Genomic DNA, 23,012 nt, shown 5'->3' on the forward strand with positions numbered 1-23,012 from the left:
GCTATGGCTGGTAACTTCAAGAAATCCAGAATCTTATTATACCTATATTTTAGTGTCGTTGATTCTTCAAATATTGGGGTCATACACCGGGCGTTGGCTGTATATTAATTGGTTTCGCTACCTATTCGTCATACGATTTATAGCTTACTCTGTTATAGCCTTGACTTTCTTAACGCTAATTGGGGCGATTGGCTTCAGTTTGATTTCACCAGATCAAGCACATGATGTAAAATACTTAATCAAATATCTATTAATTAGCTTTTTTACAGTTCTGCCATCTATAATAATCGGAGTTTTTTTAACTATGACCCGTGATGCTTTAAGACAACAGATAAACGAAGCTGTAACGGCGCGTCGGCAAAATGAATCGGAATTAACACTTTTAAAATCGCAGTTAAGTCCGCACTTTTTATTCAATACGCTTAATAATTTGTATGGACTCTCCATTACAAAACAACCTGATATGCCAGCGTTGTTGCTAAGATTATCCGATCTTCTAAGATATTCATTGTATCAAACTACCGATAACTTTGTATCTCTAAACGATGAGTTAACTTATATAAATAATTATATCGAATTAGAAAAAATCAGAGTCGGAAACAGATTAAACTTGTCAAGGAACATTAATTCTTTATTAGATAGGCAGATTAACATAGCTCCGATGTTATTAATCGTTTTCGTAGAAAATGCTTTTAAGCATGCCACAAACACATTTAATCATGAAATATCAATAGCGATCGATCTACGTATAGAAAACGATACGATTCATTTCAATATATCAAACAGTGTTGGAACAGAAAAAAAACCCAATTCAACAATAAATTCCGGCTTAGGCATAGCTACCACTAAAAAGCGGTTGGAACTTTTATATCCAAACCAATATAGTTTAGTCCAGGAATTAAAGGAAAATCGTTATGAGACTCAATTAACTATCAAAGCAAAATAATGAATAAACTTAAATGCTTAATCGTTGACGACGAGCCAATCGCACGAGATATTGTAGCTAACTTTTGCGCACATTTTGATTTTATCGAGGTTTGTAAGCTTTGTGAAAACGCACTCGAAGCTCGTAACGCCCTTCAGACTTTTAAAATTGACTTTATGTTTGTCGATATTCAAATGCCAGTGTTAGATGGTGTAAGTTTTATAAAAACGTTAAAAAACCCGCCTTATGTCGTTTTTACTACAGCTTATACAGATTATGCTACTCAAGCGTTTGATATAGCAGCCTGCGATTATCTCGTAAAACCATTTTCATTAGAAAGATTTGTAGTTGCTATTGACAAGATATCTGATCTGCTGAAAAAAACTAACTCAGAATCAACAACGTTAACAAGCCCAGATCCTGAATTTATTTTTGTAAGAGGAGAAGGTAAAATTCATAAGCTTATGCTTCAGGATATAATCTATATTGAGGCAAAAGGAAACTATTCGCGAATTGTAACGGAGGATGGCGATATAAAGTGTGTGATGTCTTTTGGGCAATTAGACGGGATGTTAACTCAACAAAAATTCAGCAGGTCGCATCGATCTTTTCTGATCAACAAATCAAAGATCAAACATATTGAAGGGAACATCATTCATATTGGCAAATATCCGGTTCCAATTGGTAGCGGGTATAGAGATGCATTCATAAAGGCGATCGGATTATATTGAACTTGAAATACAAAATTACCAGAATTTTAATTGAAAAATATGCCATCCTTTTTCGGCTAAATGTTAACACAGTTATATTGACCTTTATGCATCTGCACATACCTACGACACTACCGCTCAAACAACCAAAGCTCAAGACAGTGAAAAATTTTAAGGTTTCGCGGTGATAGAGACGGTTTATTATACAGGAAATGTAGTGATCGGCAGATGGAAAACCAATTTCACTGCCCACTGCTCAACAGTTTACTTTTTTCTTTTAAAAGATTGAAATGAAGTGCCAAAGATGGTTATTTAAAATTGACCGAAGGGATCAATCAGTTCGTCTTACCCACATTGGTCAATTTAGCATGTAATATGGGGTGGCTCCAGGAACATATAATTCTTGTCTAAGCCCAAAATTGCCACTTTTTAACAATACAATACTTGCAAATAGATTAGCGCCTCTTATTTAATTGAAATCCAATTCCAAACAGGAAGGAATGGGAATTGAATTTATAACTTCCCAAGTCAGAACTTACTTTATAAGGGGTAAGACTTTGCTGATACTTTGCTTCAATATTAAACCGTCTTATTTGAATACCTATACCAACTGAAACACCTAAATTGAATTTGGGTGTAAGAACTGTTTGTGCCAATGCTGCGTTGATTGCTTTGGTGTGCTGCATAGTATCTAACGGAACTGGGGCATATCCAACTTTGCTAAGGATTGCGGTTTGCTTAACCGGTATGCTAAATACGGGGCCTCCTTTAAGACTGATGGTTTTTGACAGTCTATACCCTAAATTAAAAGGAATATCCAATACATAAATTTTCCGGGAGTCATTTATGCTAAATGGAGGTATGGAATCGGGCCGGAAGTAACTGGGATGAGAATAACTACCCGAAACCGTCCTTCCAGTGTTAATCAAAAACTCGGGGCTTAAATACCAATGATCGTTAATAATGTCAAAAGAGGCATATGCTCCAAAATAAAAATTGTTAGCGATATTATTAGTGTTATATCCTGCTGTTATGCCGTAATTGAAACCAGTTCCATAATCAAGCTGTGTGCCGTTTGAATTGTTGCTGCCTAAAAGGGAGCCGCCACTAAAAAGCCTATTAAAGATAGAAACGCCTTTTGCTTTGATAGGCTTATCCTGTTTAACGCTCTTATCCTTAACCCTCTTATTCTTTTTAAAGTGTTTGTTCAGGTCTTCCTTAAAGGCATATATATTTTGGCTATTCACAGTGCTGTCAGTACCTGATGAGCCAGTCGTCCTGTTATCGGTTCTTGATACTGAATTTTTCTCTTTACCAGCTAATGACTGCGCAGATGAGCTTTTGTCGTTAAAAGGATCAACATCGTTTGTATTTTGTTCAATTGTCGTTAATGCCTCTCTTTTTAAACCTATATTACTATCGTTTGATATTGTTTTATTATCAGGGCCCGGTTTCTTACTTGAATTAGACATATTTAAACCCGGCTTATTACTCATGTTTGCGCTTGCCTGCGTTTTATAATAAGTACGATGCGATGAATTATTGTTTGAGGCTATATTATTCGCCCTGCTTGTTTTTGAAAGCTGGGGAGTAGAAGTCAATAATTGAGGTATATTATTGTAATTGTGGCTTTTCGCACTGCCATACACATTTTTGTTAGTAGGCGCTATTGTGCTTGATCCCCGGGTAGAAGCTAATAATTGAGAGCTATTTTTGGCATTATTGAGCTCGGTATTGTTAGCATTACTATCTGTTGCTGATGTTTTGCCTGGAAAGTCTTGTTTTTTATCAGAGCTTATAGAATAAGCACTATCGGCAGGCGTAATTTTTTCTAGCCCATTCTTAGTTGAATGTTCAATCAAACCTTTTACATGTTCTTTCTCTTTCTTGATCTTGTTGTGGGATGGTTTAGCTACAAAATAGGCAATCGTACAAATAATTGCTGCTGCAGGTAAGGCGAACCCTAATAAGGAAACGACCTTGGAAATAAATGGTTTAGCTAATTTGCCGCCACCTGCGCTATTACCCGTCGTTGGATTCACAGGCAGCTGCTGGTCTAATATCAGCTTCATCCCAGCCCATGCCTGATCTGTGTCCTTGGATAGGGGGAGTTCTTCCAGCTTTTCCCGCCAAAGTTTTTTATACCACTCTGAATTTTTCATCTTGCTTGTTTGTCTTTTTCAGTTGGTTTATGATCGCTTTTTGCGCTAGCTTCAAGAATACTTCGTAATTGCTTTTTTGCCTCTGCTAAATGCCACCTTGATGTGCCTTCAGTTATACTTAATTTTTCACCGATCTCCTTATGCGAATATCCGTCAATAACGGATAAATTGAAAACCATCTGGGTTGCAACCGGTAAAATTCGAATCGTTTTAATTAAGTCTTCAGCATATAGCTTTTCTAATATTTCCGGAGAAACAAAAACATCTCCAGGGTCATTTGCAAGATGTACATCCTTGTTAAACTTAATTTCCTTTCTTACCAGATCAATACAGGTTCTCATCATAATCACCTTTATCCAACCGGTAAGTTCGCCCTTACTTTCATCGAACGAATTGATATGCTGGAACACCTTTAAAAAACCTAAATTTGCAGCCTCTTCGGCCAGTTCTCCAGATTTTAAATATCGGTTACATAGCTGCCACATTTCCTTATAATATAGCTTGTATAAACCCTCCTGTGCCAAGCGTTCATTGGCAATACAGCCTTTAATTAGCTTGGATTTATTAGAAAATAGGTTCATTCAGGTAGTTCGGTAGTTCAATAAACATAAGTATCCTTAGATATATAGTACGCATAAATAAGATAAAACGCGGGGTAGATATGAAAATATATAAATTTTATTAAGATCAATTTTTTACCCCGCATTTACTCCCCGATGGCCGTATTGAATAAGAAAGAGCTATTCAATAATGTTCCATCAAGAGAGTTTAATGTTTAATCAAGAGAGTTATGATCGCCATAGCGAGTGGTACAATCTGCACTATCCAACTGAAGCTAATAAGGTTGCTTATTATAAAAAAGTAAAAGCCTTATCGGATGATACTGTTTCCAAGTGGCTTCAAAATATTTTCTTTCGTTGTTTAACCCCTCTATTGGTTACACCATCACAAAAATGGTTAACCGTGGGAGATGCCTACGGATTTGATGCGCAATATATTCTATCAAATGGCGGCAATGCTTTAGCAACTGACCTTAATATTGATTTTTTAAAGGTTGCAAAGGATGAAGAAATTATTAGGGAATATGCTGCTGAAAATGCTGAAAAGCTTTCCTTTGATAATGATAAATTTGATTATGTGCTTTGTAAGGAATCGTATCATCACTTTCCCCGGCCATATGCGGCGTTATATGAAATGATAAGGGTAGCTAAAAAGGGTATTGTGGTCATAGAGCCTCAAGACCCTGTTTCTAAAATGCCATTATTACTGTTGCTCAATAATTTGCTGGCTAACTATGTTCATTTACTTAATAAAGTTTGGAAAAATCGCTTTTCTTATGAGCCTGTAGGTAATTTTGTATATAAGGTATCTGAAAGAGAATTTGAAAAATTTGCAGCGGGATTAAATCTTCCCTTAGTGGCGTTTAAAAAGATCAATCCTAATTTCTATTTTCAGGGCGCTGCCGACGTGAAAACAGACGATAAAAACAGCAAGTTTCTATTAATAAAAATCAAAAAAAAGCTATTGGATATTTTAGTCAGCTTAAAAATACTCCCTGGTCAGGTACTGGCTACCATCGTTTTTAAACAATTTCCTAATGATAATGAACTTAAAAAGCTAAAAAAAACCGGCTATCATTTAGTTTATATTCCTAAAAATCCTTATTTATAATTACAACTATGTGTGTAAGATGTCTACGCGTGAAATAGAAGAAAAAAGGCTGTTTGTTCAAATTCCTATAATAAAATATGGCTTGTACAAATTGCTTAATCCAGAGATGGTTTATGCAATTTAATCTAAATATAGAATTGACTACATCGGTTGTTCTTATTATCTTGAATTGTGGAAACTGTAATGCACCTTTGAAGTCCCCATGTTCACACACACAATTGAAATTAACTTCTGCTTTAAGGCCGCACCGTTTGTAACCTTCAATGATGTTGCAACTGCCCGAACCGATGACGATTTTAATCAAAAGCTAAAACCATATAACTTTTCTAACACCTATAACCATGAAAAAAATCTTCTTATCACTTTGGTTTTTAACAAGTACAACGCTCCTATTTGCACAAGATGGCAATGTCAATTTCACCCCACGCTTTCAACAAAAAAATAAAGGAAAATATAAGATAGAGATCAACGAAGTGAAGGAACTGATCCATATCATGATCGCCATCACTAAATTCGGGCTTGGCAATGATGATATGATCCAGCAAAAAGGGGCGTATTACCAGTATGTCCTCCGGCAATTCAAGCCCTATCAAAATGAACCTGTCATAGCCACTTTCGATTCGCTTCTTAAACAAAGCCCGCTTAACTATGTTTTCTTGACGGGTAACGCCATCTCTTATAACTTTAGTCAGAAGAAGTTAGTGCCCGATGAAATCTTTATTCTGCCTGCCGATGAGGTCAGTACCCAGAAAATAACAGTCAACCCTATTACAACTTATAAAGCCGGAATTGAGCATTTTGCTGAGATATCGGGCTTTCGGACATTCTTCGCCACGCATAAAAACTTCTACAAAGAACTTGTCACGGATTATGAAAAAAATGGCTATCTCAAAAAACAATGGAAATGGCTGGAGAAAAATTTCAACACCAAAATAGCGAACTACCAGATACTTTGCTCTCCGCTGATCAACGGTCTGAACTATACCTTTGATTATGGTGACAGCAATTTCAAAATGATACAGATGGTACTTCCGCCGCTCGATCATAATGAACAATGGTCGCCGGCTTTTACAGAGGCGATGAATACCAAAGGTATGTTTACCGAGATTGACCACAATTATGTACGTAAACCTTCTAATGATCATGAAATGGAGATAAACGCGGCATTGAAAGAACGCAAAAAATGGGTGGATACGACCTATGGAACAGAATATTACCAGAACCCAGTTAAGGTATTCAATGAATATATGACCTTTGGTGTTTTTATCCTGTACTGTGAGGATATTTTTAAGAACGATACTCAAACGCTGAGGATGATTTATAAAGATGTAAACGAAGTGATGAGCAAACAACGGGGATTTATAAAAATGCCACTGTTCAATGATTATTTGACTAGTCTTCGTAAAAGATATCCTAATAGAAAAATTGATGATCTATATCCTGAGCTGCTCCAATGGTGTGCGGCCCAGTAAGTGTTATAGGTGGATATACCGCTGATATTGACCACCTGATTCCGGTGGAATGCTGGGCCACGTATTGCGAAGCATCTATACTGGCTGCCCGCTATGGTGATACGATCACTAAAGTGTTTTTTGCGTCTCAGCGCGCCAATTACCTGATCGGCGGTTATGAAGGAAGGGCTAACCTGGCTACCGATTACAACGATAGTGGTGTGTCGTACGGTAAGGTGCCTGTCTGTTTTTATGTTATAAAACCAATTAGACAGAGAAAAATTCGATGCAGCCATGCGCCCGTTTATTCTTTCGGATCAACAGGATGTTAATCATTTCATGCAATTCATGAGTAAGGCTGCCGGTAAGGATATGAAATCATTTATCCTACCCAGGCTGAAAAATAAAACGATTCCACTTTTAGGTTTCTGGCAGGAAAGTGGCCGTTTAGTTATCAGTCAGCAAACTGACCTGTTTTCATCCGCCTCTTTTCTCTTGGTCGGCATATTCAATGTCATAAAGATGGTTTGGCTTGAGATAGACCACGTTTTTTTGAAAGTCAAGCACCGTGTTGAACCTTTTCAAAACATCACTTCCCAAATAATGAACGTTGACACCCGGCATCGGCTTACCTTGAGTCATGATTTGCGCCGGAACGTTCTTCAGTTGAAATTCTCCTATTTTTAAGCTTTCCAGATTGGAGGTGATGACGGGTACTTCATTGCCCCTCGTCCCGTGCATTATGACCTTCTTAATAAGCCGCATTTTATTAGTGGGAAACTGCGCCCCTGTGAGTGCATCGTTGTCAAGCATAACCGCTCTTTGGTAGCCTAAATCAAAAAAGAACAAACTTTTATTTATGGTACCACCTTGTGAAATTTCACTTTCAATGAAAGGTTTGTTCTTAATGTATGTGATATTGAATTTAGCGTATTGGGTATCGTGCGCAATCTGCCTTGGCATCTTAGAGTGAACAATCATCCTGTTATGATCGTAATCCAGCTCTACAATCATCCCATCAAACAGGTTCCAGCCAAGCAAGCCATCCACTTCGTTACCTGCTATCGATATATCATATATTTTACTCTTAAACGTTTGGTTCCCGATTTGTATATCATAAGCGTTATTATAAAGTTGAGGCCGCGACTTTACCTTTGATTTTAAAGCGTCAGTCGTGATACATATTTCAGTTGCTCCGCTATCAAAATTAAGTAACAACGAGTCCGTTCCATTCAATACAACAGGTAGAAAGTTAGTGTTGAACTGGTTGATAAAAAAGGGGATTGTGTCATGAATTTCTACAGATATTTTACTAAAATCTTTCACCTGGGTACTTTGAATCCTGGTAAAACAGGAATCTTTACCATTAAGCAGAACAATAAAATCCTTGTATTTTCCTGGCGCTATTTTGAAGCTAATAGAGTCAATATCTGTTTTAAACTTTACAGTGCCCGGGTAAGCCAGTTTTCCGGTTGAATGAATGTCTGGCTTTAACTTGGGGTTGATGCTCCAGTTAGATGCAACATTGTTAGGTTCAAAAATTTTAGCCTGGTTGGAAGTCGCCCGGATAACCGGTAAGTTATTTTGAGAGAAGCCGCAAAACGAGATCAAGACTAACGATAAGGTCAAAATATTTTTCATAATATAGCTTCTGGGGTTGTATATGTTAAGAACATTCTGGCTATCAAAAAGTATAAACCTTTGGCCTAAGAATCCTGCACTATCAAATCTTCGGCCTTCTTCCAAGCAGATTATTGGCAATTTGTTTTACGTGATGGCAATTCTTACCTAGTTTTCAAAATCCATTTCCGCGCAGCACTGACTTTTTTATCGTTATCCAGATTTTCAAAATCGTCACCTCCTTCAATTAATATGTTGGGAGAGATATTGCCTTTATAAATATATCCCAAACGGTCGGCATCAAAACCGATAGCGAGATTCAGGCCCGCATCCTTATTGATTATAAAACCCTGGTTGGCGGTTGTATATCCCGCGCTGTTTTCGCCGATAAGAACCGCTTTCTTCCTGCCAACGAAACTGATCGCGACCACTTCTCCCGAACTGGCTGTCCGGCCGCTGATCAGTACCGCAATGGGCACAATTTTGTTTCCTTCTCTTTTTACGCTGGTAATCTTGGAGGCCTGTGCGCTATCGATATAAATATTACCATTCCTGATGCTCCATATCCCGTCTTGTTGCCCGTGCTGATTTACAAAGGCACCGATCTTTCCATCTCCAAGCAAATTACCAAGACCCGCCAACATCTGGTACATATTACCCCCTGTATTTACCCGCAGATCAATGATCCAGCCTTTAACGTTTTTGTTATCAACCGCAGCAATTGCATCCCGGATCTTTTGTGAGTCATCGTCGATATGCTGAGCACTGAAATCGTTATTTCCGGGTAGTAGAATGTATCCAATATTTCCAGATAGCATTTTCACAATAACGGTATCATACATTTTAACAGCCGCTATCACCGTTTGGTTGTGATAGGGAGCTGAATGTTTCCAGTAATAGGATTTACCTTTAAACTTCAATGCCCCATGATGATCTCCGATCTGCTCGAACAGGTAAGGATAGACAAGTAAAATATCTTCATAACTTTTCCCCCCGGCTGCCTTTTGATAGATGAGTCTTCGCAAGTCAGGCCAATCTACAGAATCCCTGTTAATTGAATTCGCCTGAACAATGTCCATGCTTTTATCCAAAAAGGACTTAACGCTATCAGGCATAGAAACCTGTGCTTTGAGACGGAAGCCGGTAATAAATAATAACCAAAACAGGAAAATAGTCGCTTTCATATTCATAAGATGACTTTTAATCGCAAAATGTCACGCTCAGTTTTAAATAATTAGTGCTGTAGTTTAAATCACCGGGGGGAGTTTGACCGTCAAATCTAATCATAATAAGGTCTGAAGTACTAAAGTGTCTGAAAAATACGGTACCATTGAAACTGGATCAGGGACTATAAAGTAAAAGGTATAAAAGGGTTAGAAAAGCCACCCCGGCGTTGATATTCCGTGACGCCTGACCCGGCGATTCCGTAGAATGTAGAGCACCGATTTGTGTAGTTGACGTTTAAAATTTCAATTAAGAATCAATTAGTTGATATGGTCAAAGTGTCGGGGAACTAACTATTCGATATTCCCGAACGAGGTTTCAACGGCCCCGGAATGTCCATTTAGTCAGCGTAAATAAGCTTAATATGCTTTATCCACATTTTTCAATTTCATAGCTTACCCTCAAATCATAGCTTTTGATACTCACACTATCATTGTATTTTAAAAAACGATTTAACGATACTCTTCTTTTGCTTTGAGATAGGTACTTTGCTGCCTGTGTATTCCATAATTAGGTATCCCGAATCCTCATTAAGAATACTTACTATATGCTTTTTATTAACGAGGTGCGATTGATGGCAACGGATAAAACCATACGGTGAAAGGAGTTCCTCATACTCATACATAGGCTTTGATATCAAATGTGATACCCCGTCAACTAAAAAGAAAGTTGTATAATTATTTGATGATTCGCATCTCACTATGTTTTTAACGGGAATTAGGTACGTTTCCTTTAACGTTGGCAATGCGATTTTTTCATTCTCGTCTCGGTCTTGGTTATCTAACAAGTAGAGCAAATTCTCCAGTCTTAAATTTTGCTTTTTAGTACTAATCCTATCCTTTATTTTATCTACTGCTTTGTTTAATTCGATAATGCTTATTGGCTTAAGCAAATAATCGAGTGCCGAAAATTTTATGGCCATTATTCCATACTCATCATAAGCGGTAACAAAAATAACTTCAAAAGAGCGTTCATCCAAAGATTTCAAAAGCTCAAAACCATTCATGCCCCGCATCTGGATATCTAAGAAAACTACATCTGGCTTTAAATCTAAAATTAACCCTCTTGCCTGCGAGGGAGATGTTGCGGTACCAGCCACTTCAATTTCAGAATGTTGGCTATTTAATAATGATTGTAAATTTCTAATATTAAACCGCTCGTCATCAACAATTATAGCTTTTATCATTCTATATCCAATTGTTAAATATCAAAGATATTGCTGTCCCTGCATATTTGTTAAATTCCAGCGAAATAGCTTTTTCTCTTTTTAATTTGTTGATAGCAGCAATTCTTTCCAAGGTCAACTTTAAGCCATATCCATAAGCTGCGCCATCATCAAAGCTATTTCCATTATCTCTTATAATAATAACAAGGGCACCGGGCTGCTGCCCCTCTTTATAAGATATCTGCAATTGTCCTTTATCTCCTAAAACAGAAACGCCATGCTTAATTGCATTTTCAATCAGTGGCTGTAATATCAACGTGGGTATTTCAATATCGCGTAAGTTAAGCGTTTTTGATATTTGAATATCCGATAAAAAACTAAATCTCAATTGTTCCAGCCCAATGTAAGTATTCATCATTTCAATTTCTTTATCCAGTGTGTTAAAGATATACTGACTACGGTTTAAGGTTTGCCTCAGTAAAGCACTAAACTCATGCAGGTAGTAATTAGCATCATTAATTTGATTGGTGTTGATAAGCCCTTGAATAGAGCTTAAAGCATTAAAGGTAAAATGCGGATTTAATTGAGCCTGTACCCGTCTTAAAGACTGCTCTATTTCTGTTTGTTTTTCTTTTGAAGCCCTAATTCTTCTTTTTAGCAAGACTAGTGTTATGTTAATCGTGTAATGACGGATAAAGTCTTTTCAGTTTTATTCGCGCATCTTTATTTTCGAACTGCCAGTTAATTTTGCTGTTCTTATTATTTCTGTTGTGTTGCCATGCCGCTACCTCTTCATTGATCTTCAGCATTGTTGAAATATGCCTGTTTAGGCATTGCCCATTCAATACATGCAATTCTATCTCGGCCATATTGAGCCAGCTTCCATGCTTGGGCGTATAAACAAACTCAAACCTATCCCATAGCCTTTTGGCTTCGGCTGGTTCAAATGTCTCGTAAAATGCAGAGGCCGAATGGGTTTTAAAATTGTCCATTACTAAAGTTATTTTTTTCGCTGTCGGGTACCATTCATCTGCTATTCTTTTTACGAATAAAGCCCAGTCCTTTTTGGTTTTAAACGCCGTAATTTCTACAAAGCGCTTGCCCCTCAAAGGCTCGTTGGCCATAAATATATTGACTACCCCATGCCTTATGTACTCGTAATCTACTCTTGCCTCCTGGCCAGGCTTCATGGCTTGAGAGGGCTGCCCTTCTTCTATCAATTGTTTTGGCGACTCATCCATACATACAACCGGAAATTCCTCATCATAAGGTTTTTTGTATACATCCAATACGCGTTCCATATTGGCTACAAATTCGCTGCTTTTTTCCGGTGGTATTACCCAGCCCTTTACTTTCCAAGGCTTAAGTTCGTTTTTTTAAGCACACTTCTTACTGTTACATGCGAAATACTTTCTACATATTCCAACTCTACCATTTTATCGGCGAGTAGCCTTAATGACCATTTAGCAAACCCCTCAGGCGGCTCGCTGCAACACAAGGCAACCAGCTTCGCTTCTACATCGCCATCTGATTTTGTTTCATAAACACGGCTGGTGGGGCGACGATCTAAAACACCTTCAAAACCCTCTTCAATAAACTTTTTCTTCACCCGGTCTATCGTTCGCATCCCTACTTTCAGGACTTTGCTGATCTGTTCATTTGTTATTTTCTCCGCATATTCCCCTTCATCACAATTCAATAGTATATAGGCTGTCCGGAATGTTTGAGAACTATGGGAGCCCTTGTTGATTATCGAGTATAACTCTCCAACCTCCTCTTTTGTAAGTTTTATCGTATAACGTACCATCTGTAATTTGTTTTACAAATATACGCTTTTATACGTCATATTATATTTAACTTAACACTAGTATAACAGTAATTACAAGCAATGTAAAGGCAATTGTTGCTATAAAATAAAATATGGCTGACTGATACCAATATGGCTTTACTGATAAATAAAGTAACCCCATGCTTTCTGGCTGTATAACATAGCTAAATTGCAATTCATAATCTGTATTTGCAGCTAGCTCTGGTAGCATTAAAAGTGTGGGGCCAATTTGCTGTAGCGTATCTCGTGTTTTTAGGTTTATTAAAAGGTATTTAACAGCAGAATCCCTAAATTCCGGTTTAGCATTAGTAGCAGCGACAAGCTTTCCACCGGGTGAAAAAAACAGTTTTTGTATACCACCGGTCTGTACCTGGCTTTCATGTATTTGTTCCTTCAGCTGTTGATGATAAACTTTAATTTCTGGAATTACTTTAAGCCGTTTAATGTAATATCGACGAACCAGTGTATCGGTATTGTAATCATAAAAATCTACAAAAAAGAAATCGTTAATTTTTAGCGAAATATAGCCTATATCAACCCCTTCTTTTAGAAGACGTTTATTGCTTTTTACTTGCTTTAATACTTTATTTAAGCTGTCAAATTGCAAAATGTACCCCTGTCCGTGTACCGAGGTTGTGGTATAGTATGATCTTTCATAAAGCTTATTGATTTGATAATGATTAAGCATCAGATTATTATACTTTTCTTTATGTCCCGGCTCCGATATATTAATTGTGCCAAAAGGGACATTGGTGGTTCGTATAGCTATCCAATTACCTGCAATATAAATGGGTATTATTTTTTGTCTTATCTCATTCCTTATATCGCCAACAAGAGTTCTGCTGTTCATTTGTTTAAGCAATACGCCTTGCGCTTCAACGCGTATAGGGGCTTTACCGAAAATAGTAACATGCTGGGCAAGGCACCTGTTATAAGATGGATTAGCTATTAAAAGAAAAATTATAAATCTTTTTAAAACAACGCTACTTATCCTTTTCAATTTGAGTTTTAATAATGGTTTCCAGTTTGTCGGCATTACTTGGTGCCGGGGCATCCAAATTAATTATTAATCCTGCTTTATCTAACACTACAAACTTAGGTATGGCATTGGTAAAGTAATTGCTCGTTTTACCATCACCATCAAAAAGTTGCAACCATTTCGGTTTATCGTGCTGCAATGCTTGTTGCCACGCATCCTTTCTATCGCGTACGGCAATACTTATAATTTGTACACGGCTATCAGATTTGTATCTTTCATACAGTTTGTTTAAGTAAGGGGTCTCTTCACGACATGGCGCACATGAGCTAGCCCAAAAGTCGATTAAAACCACCTTGCCTTTAAAATCTGACAGCGTATGTTTAATTCCTTTATTATCAACAAGCGAAAATGCTTGTGCTGCATCTCCAATTTTGTATTTACCAAGCTCATACTCTTTCTTATTTATGAGAGTTATCAGTTCGTTTTGGTAAAGCGTGCTATTTATGTTGCCTAAATAAGGTAAAGTGTTTTTAGCAGCCACCTTAAATTCTTCATAAGTGTTAATTACCGCGTTTAAATTAAGATTGATAAACTTGTAAAAAACATAATCCCTAACATCACCTTTAAAGGTCGTATTGATTTTTTTTAACAATGAGCCATATTTATCATAAGGAATACTATTCTTTACTTTGTTATCGTGTTTGAAACTGTAATAAAGGTACCAATATGAAAAGCCCATTAGATTTTTAAAGGCAGGGCAGGTCAAATTGCTGCTATTCGATAAGTCGTTTATTATCTTACTGTCAAAATTAGTTGCTATGTATTTATCTACCTCTATAGGGCTTTCAGTATCTAGTGTTAAGTTAAATATAATATGACGTATAAAAGCGTATATTTGTAAAACAAATTACAGATGGTACGTTATACGATAAAACTTACAAAAGAGGAGGTTGGAGAGTTATACTCGATAATCAACAAGGGCTCCCATAGTTCTCAAACATTCCGGACAGCCTATATACTATTGAATTGTGATGAAGGGGAATATGCGGAGAAAATAACAAATGAACAGATCAGCAAAGTCCTGAAAGTAGGGATGCGAACGATAGACCGGGTGAAGAAAAAGTTTATTGAAGAGGGTTTTGAAGGTGTTTTAGATCGTCGCCCCACCAGCCGTGTTTATGAAACAAAATCAGATGGCGATGTAGAAGCGAAGCTGGTTGCCTTGTGTTGCAGCGAGCCGCCTGAGGGGTTTGCTAAATGGTCATTAAGGCTACTCGCCGATAAAATGGTAGAGTTGGAATATGTAGAAAGTATTTCGCATGTAACAGTAAGAAGTGTGCTTAAAAAAACGAACTTAAGCCTTGGAAAGTAAAGGGCTGGGTAATACCACCGGAAAAAAGCAGCGAATTTGTAGCCAATATGGAACGCGTATTGGATGTATACAAAAAACCTTATGATGAGGAATTTCCGGTTGTATGTATGGATGAGTCGCCAAAACAATTGATAGAAGAAGGGCAGCCCTCTCAAGCCATGAAGCCTGGCCAGGAGGCAAGAGTAGATTACGAGTACATAAGGCATGGGGTAGTCAATATATTTATGGCCAACGAGCCTTTGAGGGGCAAGCGCTTTGTAGAAATTACGGCGTTTAAAACCAAAAAGGACTGGGCTTTATTCGTAAAAAGAATAGCAGATGAATGGTACCCGACAGCGAAAAAAATAACTTTAGTAATGGACAATTTTAAAACCCATTCGGCCTCTGCATTTTACGAGACATTTGAACCAGCCGAAGCCAAAAGGCTATGGGATAGGTTTGAGTTTGTTTATACGCCCAAGCATGGAAGCTGGCTCAATATGGCCGAGATAGAATTGCATGTATTGAATGGGCAATGCCTAAACAGGCATATTTCAACAATGCTGAAGATCAATGAAGAGGTAGCGGCATGGCAACACAACAGAAATAATAAGAACAGCAAAATTAACTGGCAGTTCGAAAATAAAGATGCGCGAATAAAACTGAAAAGACTTTATCCGTCATTACACGATTAACATAACACTAGTAACTTATAGGCGTATCCTAAAAGCTCATTTAACCGGTTAAAGTTCACGTCAGAATAAATTAAATTTTTAAAATAAGCATAATTGTCATCCTGGGAATCATTATATAACCGAGTGCAGTTAATGAATAATGAATCGGTAGTTATTTTGGAACGTTGGTACCAGCTATCAAAAGACTCTTTACCGCTAGGGTCATAGTACTGGAGGTGTTGATTAATTTCGGTATAAAAGTTATTAATCACCGAACCTGTGCCATCCCAATGTATTTTCATATTTCTCCGTGTCCAGTTGTTTACATCTGCTTTGAGTGATAATTGATACCCAGGTGCCAGCAGGGTTTTAATCCCATTAAACTGACCATCAACAATAATAAAAAATGTAACAATTTGGGGTCTCGGTATCAAATCTACCGGGACTGTAAATCTGCCTTTGATAACAGGAAGGGTATCAATTGTTTCTTCATTCATCTTATTATTATGAAGCATTAATACCGATGCTCCGTTGAAATTAATCAACTCGGATGTTAATACTACCGAATCCTTTAAATAGCTTGAACCAAATAATCCGGCATTATGGGGGGGGGATGGCTTTCCATTTGCTTTTTGTTCCACATTAGTTAGTAAACAAACAAAAAGCATCATCAATAATAAGGTTTTTTTTTTCATTTGGATATGTTAAATTATGCCTCAAAGGTGGTACCCAACGTATAGATAAAATAATCGAAATGTGTAAGTGGCATGAATGACTGTGAATTTGGTTGCATTCCCTAAATTAAATCAAACAGAATAATCAGTATGATCTTGACAGGTATTAAGGCGTATCTACGTCGCCTACAATAAATGGCCTAAATAATGGAATCAATAAAACCGATTGTTTGGTTTAAATTATTTACTTCTAATAATTGTATTAAGTAAATTTTTTTATAAAAAGCGTTTAGCTTATCCTGCGTTGCCTGGGGTCTGCTTAATGACAAAAAATTACCGCAAAATAAGAGTGATGGATATTTTGCGAAGCTATTCTGCAAATTTTCTGCAAATAAAAAAACCCAACTCGCCAGAGTTGGGTTAAATCATTGATTTTCAAGCTCCTGAGCCTGGACTCGAACCAGGGACCCTCTGATTAACAGGGGGATAGTGAACCAATACAACACACTGTTTATCAGGATTTTACACTTTCAAACTTTACTTTTGTTACATATTTGTAACAAAGAATCTTACTTGCTCAAATATAAGAAATCCAATAATGATAGCCAACTAAAAGGAAAAAAACTGGCCAATAAAGATTCAAACTATTACCGAAACCTCTCCAGTGTCAATCAATTATTTGAAGCGCGCTACAAAGACCTGAAAGCGCATTAACACTGGCATCCATTTGATCTAATTCCACATTCGATTACTGCCGGTATTCCATCTCTCTGCCAATTGAGCAAGTATCTATTTTAAAAAAGTTATCGATTTATAAGACTTTCCCCTTGTGAGATACTACTTTTTCCTTAATGTTTTAAGAAGTTTATTAGAAATAAAAGCATTAAAATTTTCCCGGAAACCGTCACCCACGGTGAAGGTCAAATTATTGTTCATTTTGATTGTGTTTCCTTCGATATAATTGATGTTGTCGGTTGAAATAATAAAGGCCCGGTGAAATTGCTTAAACCCATCACGAACTCCCAATATTTCAACAACGTCTTTAATACTTAGATAAGCGGTTAAAATTTTATTACTTACTAAATATATCTTAACGTAGTTATGCGCACTCTCAAAAGCGATAACATCCTTATACATCACCTTGACAATACGTAAGTCTTCCTCTTTATTCTTAACCAAGAAAAAGTTATCACCGTAGTTAGGCTCCTGATTTGACTCTATAGGCTTTGGCACAATTTCCGCTGGAAACAAACGATTAATTGTTGTTGAAAACTTGCCAAAAGTGAATGGTTTTAATAAGTACGCATCCCCTTCTGCTTCATATGCCTCGAATGCGTATTTAGAATGTGCTGTCGTGAAAATTAATTTCTGCGTCTTACGTCTTAAGGCTTTTGCCAATTCAATTCCTGAAATCAAAGGCATATCAATATCCATAAATAACAGGTCGATGTTATTTTCCAAACTTACTTTTTCCAATGCTGTTTGAGGGTCTGTATAAATACCTACAATATTTAGTTTAGGCAGCATATCAATGTATTTCCTTATTGCTTCTACCGAAAATTGTTCGTCATCAACGATGATACAGTTTAACATATATCCAGATAATTAAGTGATTGACATGGATTAAAGGTGTTATATATAGTTAAATTCTGAAAAGTAAAGCAAGCCATATTTTACATGCACAAACATCCGGTGATTTGCCTTCCAATGGTTGTAAAAATTCTGGAGTAGCTTTTCAATATGATTTCAAGTCCTTTTAATTGAGGGTACCGAAATTATCTCTTTTGATCTGTAAAGTTAATTTCAAAAGCTTACCTAATAATAATTAACTCTCGAAATATATATCATTTTGACGTATTGATCTTTCAGACGCTATTCAACCATCCCATAAAATTAAATGAAATGCCGCTAGTCTCAGTACTTTTTATCTGAATAGGTATATTTTCTACATGGAAAGGTAAATTTTCTTTATATGCCACCTTTGAAAGATTGATGATGGTCGTTTTAGATATAAATATCACGCTATTAACTTTTCCCTTTATAATTAATCTTTCAGATTATCAAACCCTTTGACCAGAATAAAGAGAACTTAATTTAATTATCCAATATGAAAATCTATGAATGTATAATCATCGATGATGAACCTTTCGCTATCGAATGGTTAAAAAATTATATCAGCTTAATACCCAATTTACAACTCATCAAAGCTTACATCGATCCATTAGAGGCTTTGATAGAAATAGCTTCCGGCGGAATGGTGGATTTAATTATATTGGATATCGAAATGCCCCAGATAACTGGTATTGAACTATCTAAAGAAATTCGAAAAAAAGCAAAACGTTTGGTATTTTCAACAGCCTATAAACAATATGGCTATGAGGCTTATGAAGTAGATGCCGAAGCTTACCTTTTAAAGCCTTATACCTTTTCAAAATTTGCCGGAACCATAGCAAAAATACTTCCTTCGCTTGATGATACAATTTATTCATCAAGGCCAAACGATGATTTTTTCTTTGTTAAGAACAAGGACGAACAACTAAAAATTGTCAAGATCAGATACGCTGATGTAGTTGCAGTGGAAAGCAAGTTAAACTATGTTCTCATACATACAACAACAAAACAAGTTCTTACTTACATGTCACTATCAGAAATTTCTAAAATCTTTAGCCAACTGGCTAATTTTGTCCAATTTCAACGTAGCTATATTATAAGTAAGACACATATTGATTCGATTGACGGAAATACCATAAAAATGGTTAATGGTCTCAAAATAACAGTCGGCGAGTATTATCGTAAAAATTTTATGGTATTTTTAACCGAGAAACTCATAAAGCCGGGGCGTAAATGATACTGCTCCGGCTTTGAAATCTGGCGCTTTAAATTAACTTTTGCCGGAGATATTGATTTTTATTTTATCAACAGGGCATTCAGAAAAGCACCAACAATTTAAAAGCATTTTACGGCTTATAGGTACTGATTTAAGAAAGTAATAGGTAGAGTAAATCGCTGTTTAACAGTGATTATTTTGCATGGGGCTGCCGCTTCATTAGCACAGGCAAACATGCGTGATACTATTTATTTATTTCATTATGTATCCCCGAAATATCAGAATTACCACAGTCATATTGCGCTGATATGAATATTTTATTCCATGTGATTCGAAAAGTAAGTTTTTTAAAGCGCCGGATATTCTCATTCTTTATCCAAAATAGAAAGCGTTTTATAATATTCTTCTTTTCTTAACGAACCTTCGAAACGTTGGATTAATTCTCCGTTTTTACCAACCAGCACAATTACGGGGATTGAAGAAATGTTATAGTGAAGATTGAAAATGCCTTTTGTTGAATCATTCGCTATTAATTGTTTCCAGGGCATCTTCTCAATAGCCACAGCTTCTTTCCAACTATTCTCATTGTTATCAATAGAAATATTTGTTATAGACAGCCCATTATTATGGTATTTTTGGTAAATCTCTTTTAGTACAGGGATTTCTTTGCGACAAGGACCACACCAACTAGCCCAAAATACCAACATATTGAATTTCACATTATCATCAAAAATATAGCTTTGCCCACCGTTTTCATTTTTAAGAACTATATTAGGCAACATGCTATTTCCCCTTTCTTGGTATGCCATCCAACTCTTTAACTTATCGTATGGTGTCCAAGTTCTTGCCTCGTCGTTAAACGCCGCCGTAAGAAGGTTTAATTCATTAATTGTAAAAAGTTCGCGGTTTAGATAGATTAAGTTCAGCAGATAAAAAGAATAGGGATATTTCTTTATTAATTTTAAGTCAGCAGCAATTACTTCGTTTCGTTCCGCTGCATTTTGGTTTTTATTTAGATCTCCGAATTGCAACTTTCTGTAAAATGGTTCATTTTGTTTGCTACCCCTGATTTCATAATAATCCTGATTTTCAACTTTATTAATGGAAGTGATGCCACGGTCAACGAAAAATGTGCTTTCGATGTAATTTTTTCGATAAGGATTAAACAGTCCTATCGGCCATAAGCCTTTCACCCCTCTGGTGTCTCTCCACGTGCTCAATGCAGCTTCAAACGGCATAAAGGAAGATTTTGATTTTATCGTAAAAATGAACTTGCCGTTAACGACGTTTGCAGAGTCCTTTATTACATCTTTCTTGGAAATATCTAATAAATATATTTTACCGTTTTTTGGAGTTTGAACGTCCCCTTTTATAACCGCATTCTTTTCAATGTTGAGATTACCGCAACTATAAATTCCTAACGCTAAAAATATCCCGGTAAGAAACTCTTTTAAATTCGTTGATTTTACCATTATCAGGGCATTTTAATTGACTGAATTGAATCAAGATAGGTTCAACAACTTAGTAAGTTGGTTGAGCGGCAAATAGTAATTTCGTTCTGCAACGGTTAGTTTACGCCTTCCGAAGTCATTTTTATTCTTTTTATAGTACCATCGGCATTATACAATAAACGGTCGATGCAGACAGAGCGACTAAAACTACCGCCATTTGGCTGTAGCGCACCATTATGATAAATAAAATACCATTCGCCTTTAAATTGAACTATGGCCTGATGATTGGTATTGCTGTTTCCTGCAATTTCATTAATTATACCCTTGTATTGATAGGGGCCATTGATGTGATCGCTCATCGAATAAGAAATCTTTTCCGGAAACCCCGAAGCATAGGAAAGATAATATTTACCGTTATTAATGTGTATCCACGGTGCTTCAGTATAATCAGCCCCGTCGATGTTGATTTGTTTAACAGGGCCTTCAATTTCAATCATGTTCGGTTTTAATTTGGCACTGTAACATTGTCCGTTGCCCCAAAATAACCATGCTTGCCCATCTGTGTCGATTATAACAGTAGGATCTATACAAGCCCAGGAATGTGTTGATGCGAAGCAATCTTTATTGGTAAGCAGTGGCTTGCCAAGTGCATCATGGTAAGGCCCTTCGGGCCTGTCGGCAACTGCCACGCCAATACCCGACCAGTTAGTGCTGATATACCAATAATATTTGCCGTTTTTTTCAATGACCTGCCCGGCATAAGCATCGCCGCTTTTTGCCCATTTAAAATCGCTAACCTTTAACGGCGCAGGGTATTCGGTCCAGTTTTTAAGGTCAGTGGTTGAATAAGCTAACCAATCATTCATTTTGTAGTTGCTTTGCCCCCCTGCGGCATCGTGCCCGGTAAATAACCAAAGCGTATCGTTTTTAACTAAAGCTGCAGGGTCTGCGGTGTACTCGTGTTTAATAACCGGATTGCCTTCGGCCTTAAAATGGTAAAGGTCGTTGGCAGATGCTGGCTGCAGCAATTGTTCGGGCACACCGCCCCATTGGGATTGTAATAAACGCGCCTCTTTCCGGGTAATGCTGATAACGCTGCCATGGCGCGGATTAAAATTTTTGGTAAATTTTTCTGGTTCCTGGGTAAAGTTTACAAGGTCTTTACTTCTTTGAAATTCGTATCGCAGATTAGCATAAAGGTCATACATCAGGATATAATCGTCCGAATTATTTAACTTGAATACGCTCGATCCCTCAACAACAGTATGCTTTTTCGAGTAAGCATCCAGATAAATGTCGTCCTCTTTCCATGGCCCTTGTAATGATTTACTAGTTGCCTGTTTTATTCCGTTTTGAATTTCTTTGCCGGTACTGTCTTTATTATTGCCTTTGAAAAAGAAATGATAAAGCCCATCCTTATGGATAATGTCGCCATCTATAGCGCCGTATTTAGCGCTAAACATCAACTTGGGCTCTTCAGTAAAACCGCTGAAATCTTTATTGGCATAAGCTGCATAAAAATCAAGTTTAGGATCATTTTTAAACCGTATAGTAAAATACACCAGATATTTTTTAGCCTTGGTGTCATAAATAGTTTGTGGTGCCCAAACCCATTTAACGTTACCGAATTTTTGAGGGTATAGCTTTGCAAGGTCAATTACCGAATGGTGCCAATTAATTAAATCATCAGAATGCATCATGATAATACCCGGATTACTATCCCAGCCATTTTTGTAGGTATACATGTCTGTAGCCGTTATGTAATATGATTTATCGTCTGCACCACGTAAAATATGCGGATCGCGTATCCCGCCGGTTTCCGATATTTCTTTGGATGGGATAATTGGTTTGTTATTGTTAAGCGCTACCCAGTTTACAGCATCGGAGCTTACCGCGAACCGCAGCTGCTCCTGCAGGTTTACGTCGCCCGAACCTTCAAAGTAGGCAAACAGATAGCCTTCAAAGTTTTTGGAGTGGTTTTGCTGACAAGAACTCTTACTTGAAAAGAAGCAAAACGTAGCAATTGATAAGATTAAGGTTATCTTTTTTAATTTCATTTAGTCGCTCTAAAAACTTAGTTTTCTAAATTACAGCTATGTTAGCAAGAATATAATTTCATCTGAATTTTTTATCCCGATTTAACACCATGTAAGGTTACCTATTTGAACGTTTACTTAATAAATTTCCACCAATTTAAATTAAAGAGTTTACCTTGGATCGACTGTATATTTCGTTTGTTAATCGGGTTTTGTGCTTTTTGCAGCTATACCTGAAGCCCAAAAAACAACTAGCAATAATTT

At 36.9% G+C, this 23,012-nt stretch carries 20 protein-coding genes; 7 read left to right on the forward strand and 13 right to left on the reverse strand.

The features are described from left to right. Window positions 1–160: 160 nt before the first annotated feature. Complete coding sequence (locus BDD43_RS03170) at window positions 161–946, forward strand: sensor histidine kinase (protein ID WP_162846966.1); 786 nt, start codon at window positions 161–163, stop codon at window positions 944–946. Next, window positions 946–1,656, forward strand: coding sequence for a LytR/AlgR family response regulator transcription factor (locus BDD43_RS03175; protein WP_121196299.1), 711 nt, complete (start codon window positions 946–948; stop codon window positions 1,654–1,656). The genes BDD43_RS03170 and BDD43_RS03175 overlap by 1 nt, the downstream gene beginning before the upstream one ends. A 434-nt stretch (window positions 1,657–2,090) precedes the next feature. Here BDD43_RS03175 and BDD43_RS03180 read toward each other — a convergent pair whose 3' ends face one another. After that, the gene (locus BDD43_RS03180; RefSeq protein ID WP_121196300.1) at window positions 2,091–3,797 is read right to left on the reverse strand and encodes a porin family protein; all 1,707 of its coding nucleotides are present in this window, start codon (window positions 3,795–3,797) and stop codon (window positions 2,091–2,093) included. After that, entirely contained in the window at window positions 3,794–4,378 is a 585-nt protein-coding gene (locus BDD43_RS03185) for an RNA polymerase sigma factor (RefSeq protein ID WP_121196302.1), read from the reverse strand. The genes BDD43_RS03180 and BDD43_RS03185 overlap by 4 nt, the downstream gene beginning before the upstream one ends. A 169-nt stretch (window positions 4,379–4,547) precedes the next feature. On the opposite strand from BDD43_RS03185, the gene BDD43_RS03190 reads away from it, so the two are divergent. The 3 genes from BDD43_RS03190 (at window position 4,548) to BDD43_RS03200 (ending at window position 7,251) form a co-directional block, all read left to right on the forward strand. After that, window positions 4,548–5,468, forward strand: a complete 921-nt coding sequence (locus tag BDD43_RS03190; protein WP_246001428.1) for a class I SAM-dependent methyltransferase — start codon at window positions 4,548–4,550, stop codon at window positions 5,466–5,468. A gap of 341 nt (window positions 5,469–5,809) precedes the next feature. Then, window positions 5,810–6,940, forward strand: coding sequence for a DUF4932 domain-containing protein (locus BDD43_RS03195; RefSeq protein WP_121196304.1), 1,131 nt, complete (start codon window positions 5,810–5,812; stop codon window positions 6,938–6,940). After that, window positions 6,922–7,251: a hypothetical protein gene (locus tag BDD43_RS03200; RefSeq protein WP_121196305.1), complete on the forward strand. Its 330-nt coding sequence runs from the start codon at window positions 6,922–6,924 to the stop codon at window positions 7,249–7,251. Before BDD43_RS03195 ends, BDD43_RS03200 begins: the two co-directional genes overlap by 19 nt. Window positions 7,252–7,396: 145 nt before the next feature. Here the strand turns inward: BDD43_RS03200 and BDD43_RS03205 are convergent, their stop codons facing one another. The 7 genes from BDD43_RS03205 to BDD43_RS03235 all read right to left on the reverse strand — a co-directional run bounded on the left by BDD43_RS03205 (window position 7,397) and on the right by BDD43_RS03235 (window position 14,474). After that, window positions 7,397–8,560 (reverse strand): pepsin/retropepsin-like aspartic protease family protein, encoded by a 1,164-nt coding sequence (locus tag BDD43_RS03205; protein ID WP_121201863.1) that lies wholly within the window; start codon window positions 8,558–8,560, stop codon window positions 7,397–7,399. A gap of 143 nt (window positions 8,561–8,703) precedes the next feature. Next, on the reverse strand, window positions 8,704–9,723 hold the full coding sequence (locus BDD43_RS03210) for a S41 family peptidase (RefSeq protein ID WP_162846967.1): 1,020 nt from the start codon (window positions 9,721–9,723) through the stop codon (window positions 8,704–8,706). A 470-nt stretch (window positions 9,724–10,193) separates the two neighbouring features. Continuing rightward, the gene (locus BDD43_RS03215) at window positions 10,194–10,949 is read right to left on the reverse strand and encodes a LytR/AlgR family response regulator transcription factor (protein ID WP_121196308.1); all 756 of its coding nucleotides are present in this window, start codon (window positions 10,947–10,949) and stop codon (window positions 10,194–10,196) included. A gap of 1 nt (window position 10,950) precedes the next feature. Beyond that, complete coding sequence (locus BDD43_RS03220) at window positions 10,951–11,589, reverse strand: sensor histidine kinase (protein ID WP_162846968.1); 639 nt, start codon at window positions 11,587–11,589, stop codon at window positions 10,951–10,953. Between the two features lie 13 nt (window positions 11,590–11,602). Next, a protein-coding gene (locus tag BDD43_RS03225) for an IS630 family transposase (protein ID WP_233276784.1) occupies window positions 11,603–12,735 on the reverse strand; the annotation gives its coding sequence in 2 pieces (ribosomal slippage) (window positions 11,603–12,306 and window positions 12,306–12,735; 1,134 coding nt in all). A 46-nt stretch (window positions 12,736–12,781) separates the two neighbouring features. Then, window positions 12,782–13,606, reverse strand: a complete 825-nt coding sequence (locus tag BDD43_RS03230; protein WP_147425547.1) for a hypothetical protein — start codon at window positions 13,604–13,606, stop codon at window positions 12,782–12,784. Between the two features lie 133 nt (window positions 13,607–13,739). Beyond that, complete coding sequence (locus tag BDD43_RS03235) at window positions 13,740–14,474, reverse strand: TlpA family protein disulfide reductase (RefSeq protein WP_121196124.1); 735 nt, start codon at window positions 14,472–14,474, stop codon at window positions 13,740–13,742. A gap of 174 nt (window positions 14,475–14,648) precedes the next feature. Between BDD43_RS03235 and BDD43_RS03240 the strand changes: the two genes are divergently transcribed. After that, a protein-coding gene (locus tag BDD43_RS03240) for an IS630 family transposase (protein ID WP_233276784.1) occupies window positions 14,649–15,781 on the forward strand; the annotation gives its coding sequence in 2 pieces (ribosomal slippage) (window positions 14,649–15,078 and window positions 15,078–15,781; 1,134 coding nt in all). Here BDD43_RS03240 and BDD43_RS03245 read toward each other — a convergent pair. Both BDD43_RS03245 and BDD43_RS03255 read right to left on the reverse strand, forming a co-directional pair. Next, a complete protein-coding gene (locus BDD43_RS03245) occupies window positions 15,778–16,455 on the reverse strand; it encodes a hypothetical protein (RefSeq protein WP_121196311.1) in 678 nt (225 codons plus the stop codon). The genes BDD43_RS03240 and BDD43_RS03245 overlap by 4 nt on opposite strands. Window positions 16,456–17,271: 816 nt before the next feature. Beyond that, window positions 17,272–18,027 carry a LytR/AlgR family response regulator transcription factor gene (locus tag BDD43_RS03255; protein WP_121196314.1) on the reverse strand — a complete coding sequence of 252 codons (756 nt, stop codon included), beginning with the start codon at window positions 18,025–18,027 and terminating at the stop codon, window positions 17,272–17,274. Between the two features lie 514 nt (window positions 18,028–18,541). Here BDD43_RS03255 and BDD43_RS03260 point away from each other — a divergent pair. Beyond that, window positions 18,542–19,282: a LytR/AlgR family response regulator transcription factor gene (locus tag BDD43_RS03260; RefSeq protein WP_121196315.1), complete on the forward strand. Its 741-nt coding sequence runs from the start codon at window positions 18,542–18,544 to the stop codon at window positions 19,280–19,282. A gap of 344 nt (window positions 19,283–19,626) precedes the next feature. Here the strand turns inward: BDD43_RS03260 and BDD43_RS03265 are convergent, their stop codons facing one another. After that, complete coding sequence (locus BDD43_RS03265; RefSeq protein WP_121196317.1) at window positions 19,627–20,733, reverse strand: TlpA disulfide reductase family protein; 1,107 nt, start codon at window positions 20,731–20,733, stop codon at window positions 19,627–19,629. Between the two features lie 95 nt (window positions 20,734–20,828). Continuing rightward, window positions 20,829–22,769, reverse strand: a complete 1,941-nt coding sequence (locus tag BDD43_RS03270) for a family 43 glycosylhydrolase (protein WP_121196318.1) — start codon at window positions 22,767–22,769, stop codon at window positions 20,829–20,831. Window positions 22,770–23,012 lie beyond the last annotated feature (243 nt).

It is taken from the genome of Mucilaginibacter gracilis, assembly GCF_003633615.1.
In the GTDB taxonomy this organism is placed as follows: Bacteria; Bacteroidota; Bacteroidia; order Sphingobacteriales; family Sphingobacteriaceae; genus Mucilaginibacter; species Mucilaginibacter gracilis.

Bases quoted from the DNA above. Each gene is read 5' to 3' on its own strand.
- BDD43_RS03235 (WP_121196124.1), bottom strand. From the start codon at position 14,474: ATGGGCTTTTCATATTGGTACCTTTATTACAGTTTCAAACACGATAAC.
- BDD43_RS03270 (WP_121196318.1), bottom strand. From the start codon at position 22,769: ATGAAATTAAAAAAGATAACCTTAATCTTATCAATTGCTACGTTTTGC.
- BDD43_RS03185 (WP_121196302.1), bottom strand. From the start codon at position 4,378: ATGAACCTATTTTCTAATAAATCCAAGCTAATTAAAGGCTGTATTGCC.
- BDD43_RS03265 (WP_121196317.1), bottom strand. From the start codon at position 20,733: ATGGTAAAATCAACGAATTTAAAAGAGTTTCTTACCGGGATATTTTTA.
- BDD43_RS03175 (WP_121196299.1), top strand. From the start codon at position 946: ATGAATAAACTTAAATGCTTAATCGTTGACGACGAGCCAATCGCACGA.
- BDD43_RS03230 (WP_147425547.1), bottom strand. From the start codon at position 13,606: ATGAACAGCAGAACTCTTGTTGGCGATATAAGGAATGAGATAAGACAA.
- BDD43_RS03260 (WP_121196315.1), top strand. From the start codon at position 18,542: ATGAAAATCTATGAATGTATAATCATCGATGATGAACCTTTCGCTATC.
- BDD43_RS03200 (WP_121196305.1), top strand. From the start codon at position 6,922: ATGGTGTGCGGCCCAGTAAGTGTTATAGGTGGATATACCGCTGATATT.
- BDD43_RS03180 (WP_121196300.1), bottom strand. From the start codon at position 3,797: ATGAAAAATTCAGAGTGGTATAAAAAACTTTGGCGGGAAAAGCTGGAA.
- BDD43_RS03255 (WP_121196314.1), bottom strand. From the start codon at position 18,027: ATGTTAAACTGTATCATCGTTGATGACGAACAATTTTCGGTAGAAGCA.
- BDD43_RS03195 (WP_121196304.1), top strand. From the start codon at position 5,810: ATGAAAAAAATCTTCTTATCACTTTGGTTTTTAACAAGTACAACGCTC.
- BDD43_RS03210 (WP_162846967.1), bottom strand. From the start codon at position 9,723: ATGAAAGCGACTATTTTCCTGTTTTGGTTATTATTTATTACCGGCTTC.
- BDD43_RS03190 (WP_246001428.1), top strand. From the start codon at position 4,548: ATGTTCCATCAAGAGAGTTTAATGTTTAATCAAGAGAGTTATGATCGC.
- BDD43_RS03215 (WP_121196308.1), bottom strand. From the start codon at position 10,949: ATGATAAAAGCTATAATTGTTGATGACGAGCGGTTTAATATTAGAAAT.
- BDD43_RS03205 (WP_121201863.1), bottom strand. From the start codon at position 8,560: ATGAAAAATATTTTGACCTTATCGTTAGTCTTGATCTCGTTTTGCGGC.
- BDD43_RS03245 (WP_121196311.1), bottom strand. From the start codon at position 16,455: ATGAAAAAAAAAACCTTATTATTGATGATGCTTTTTGTTTGTTTACTA.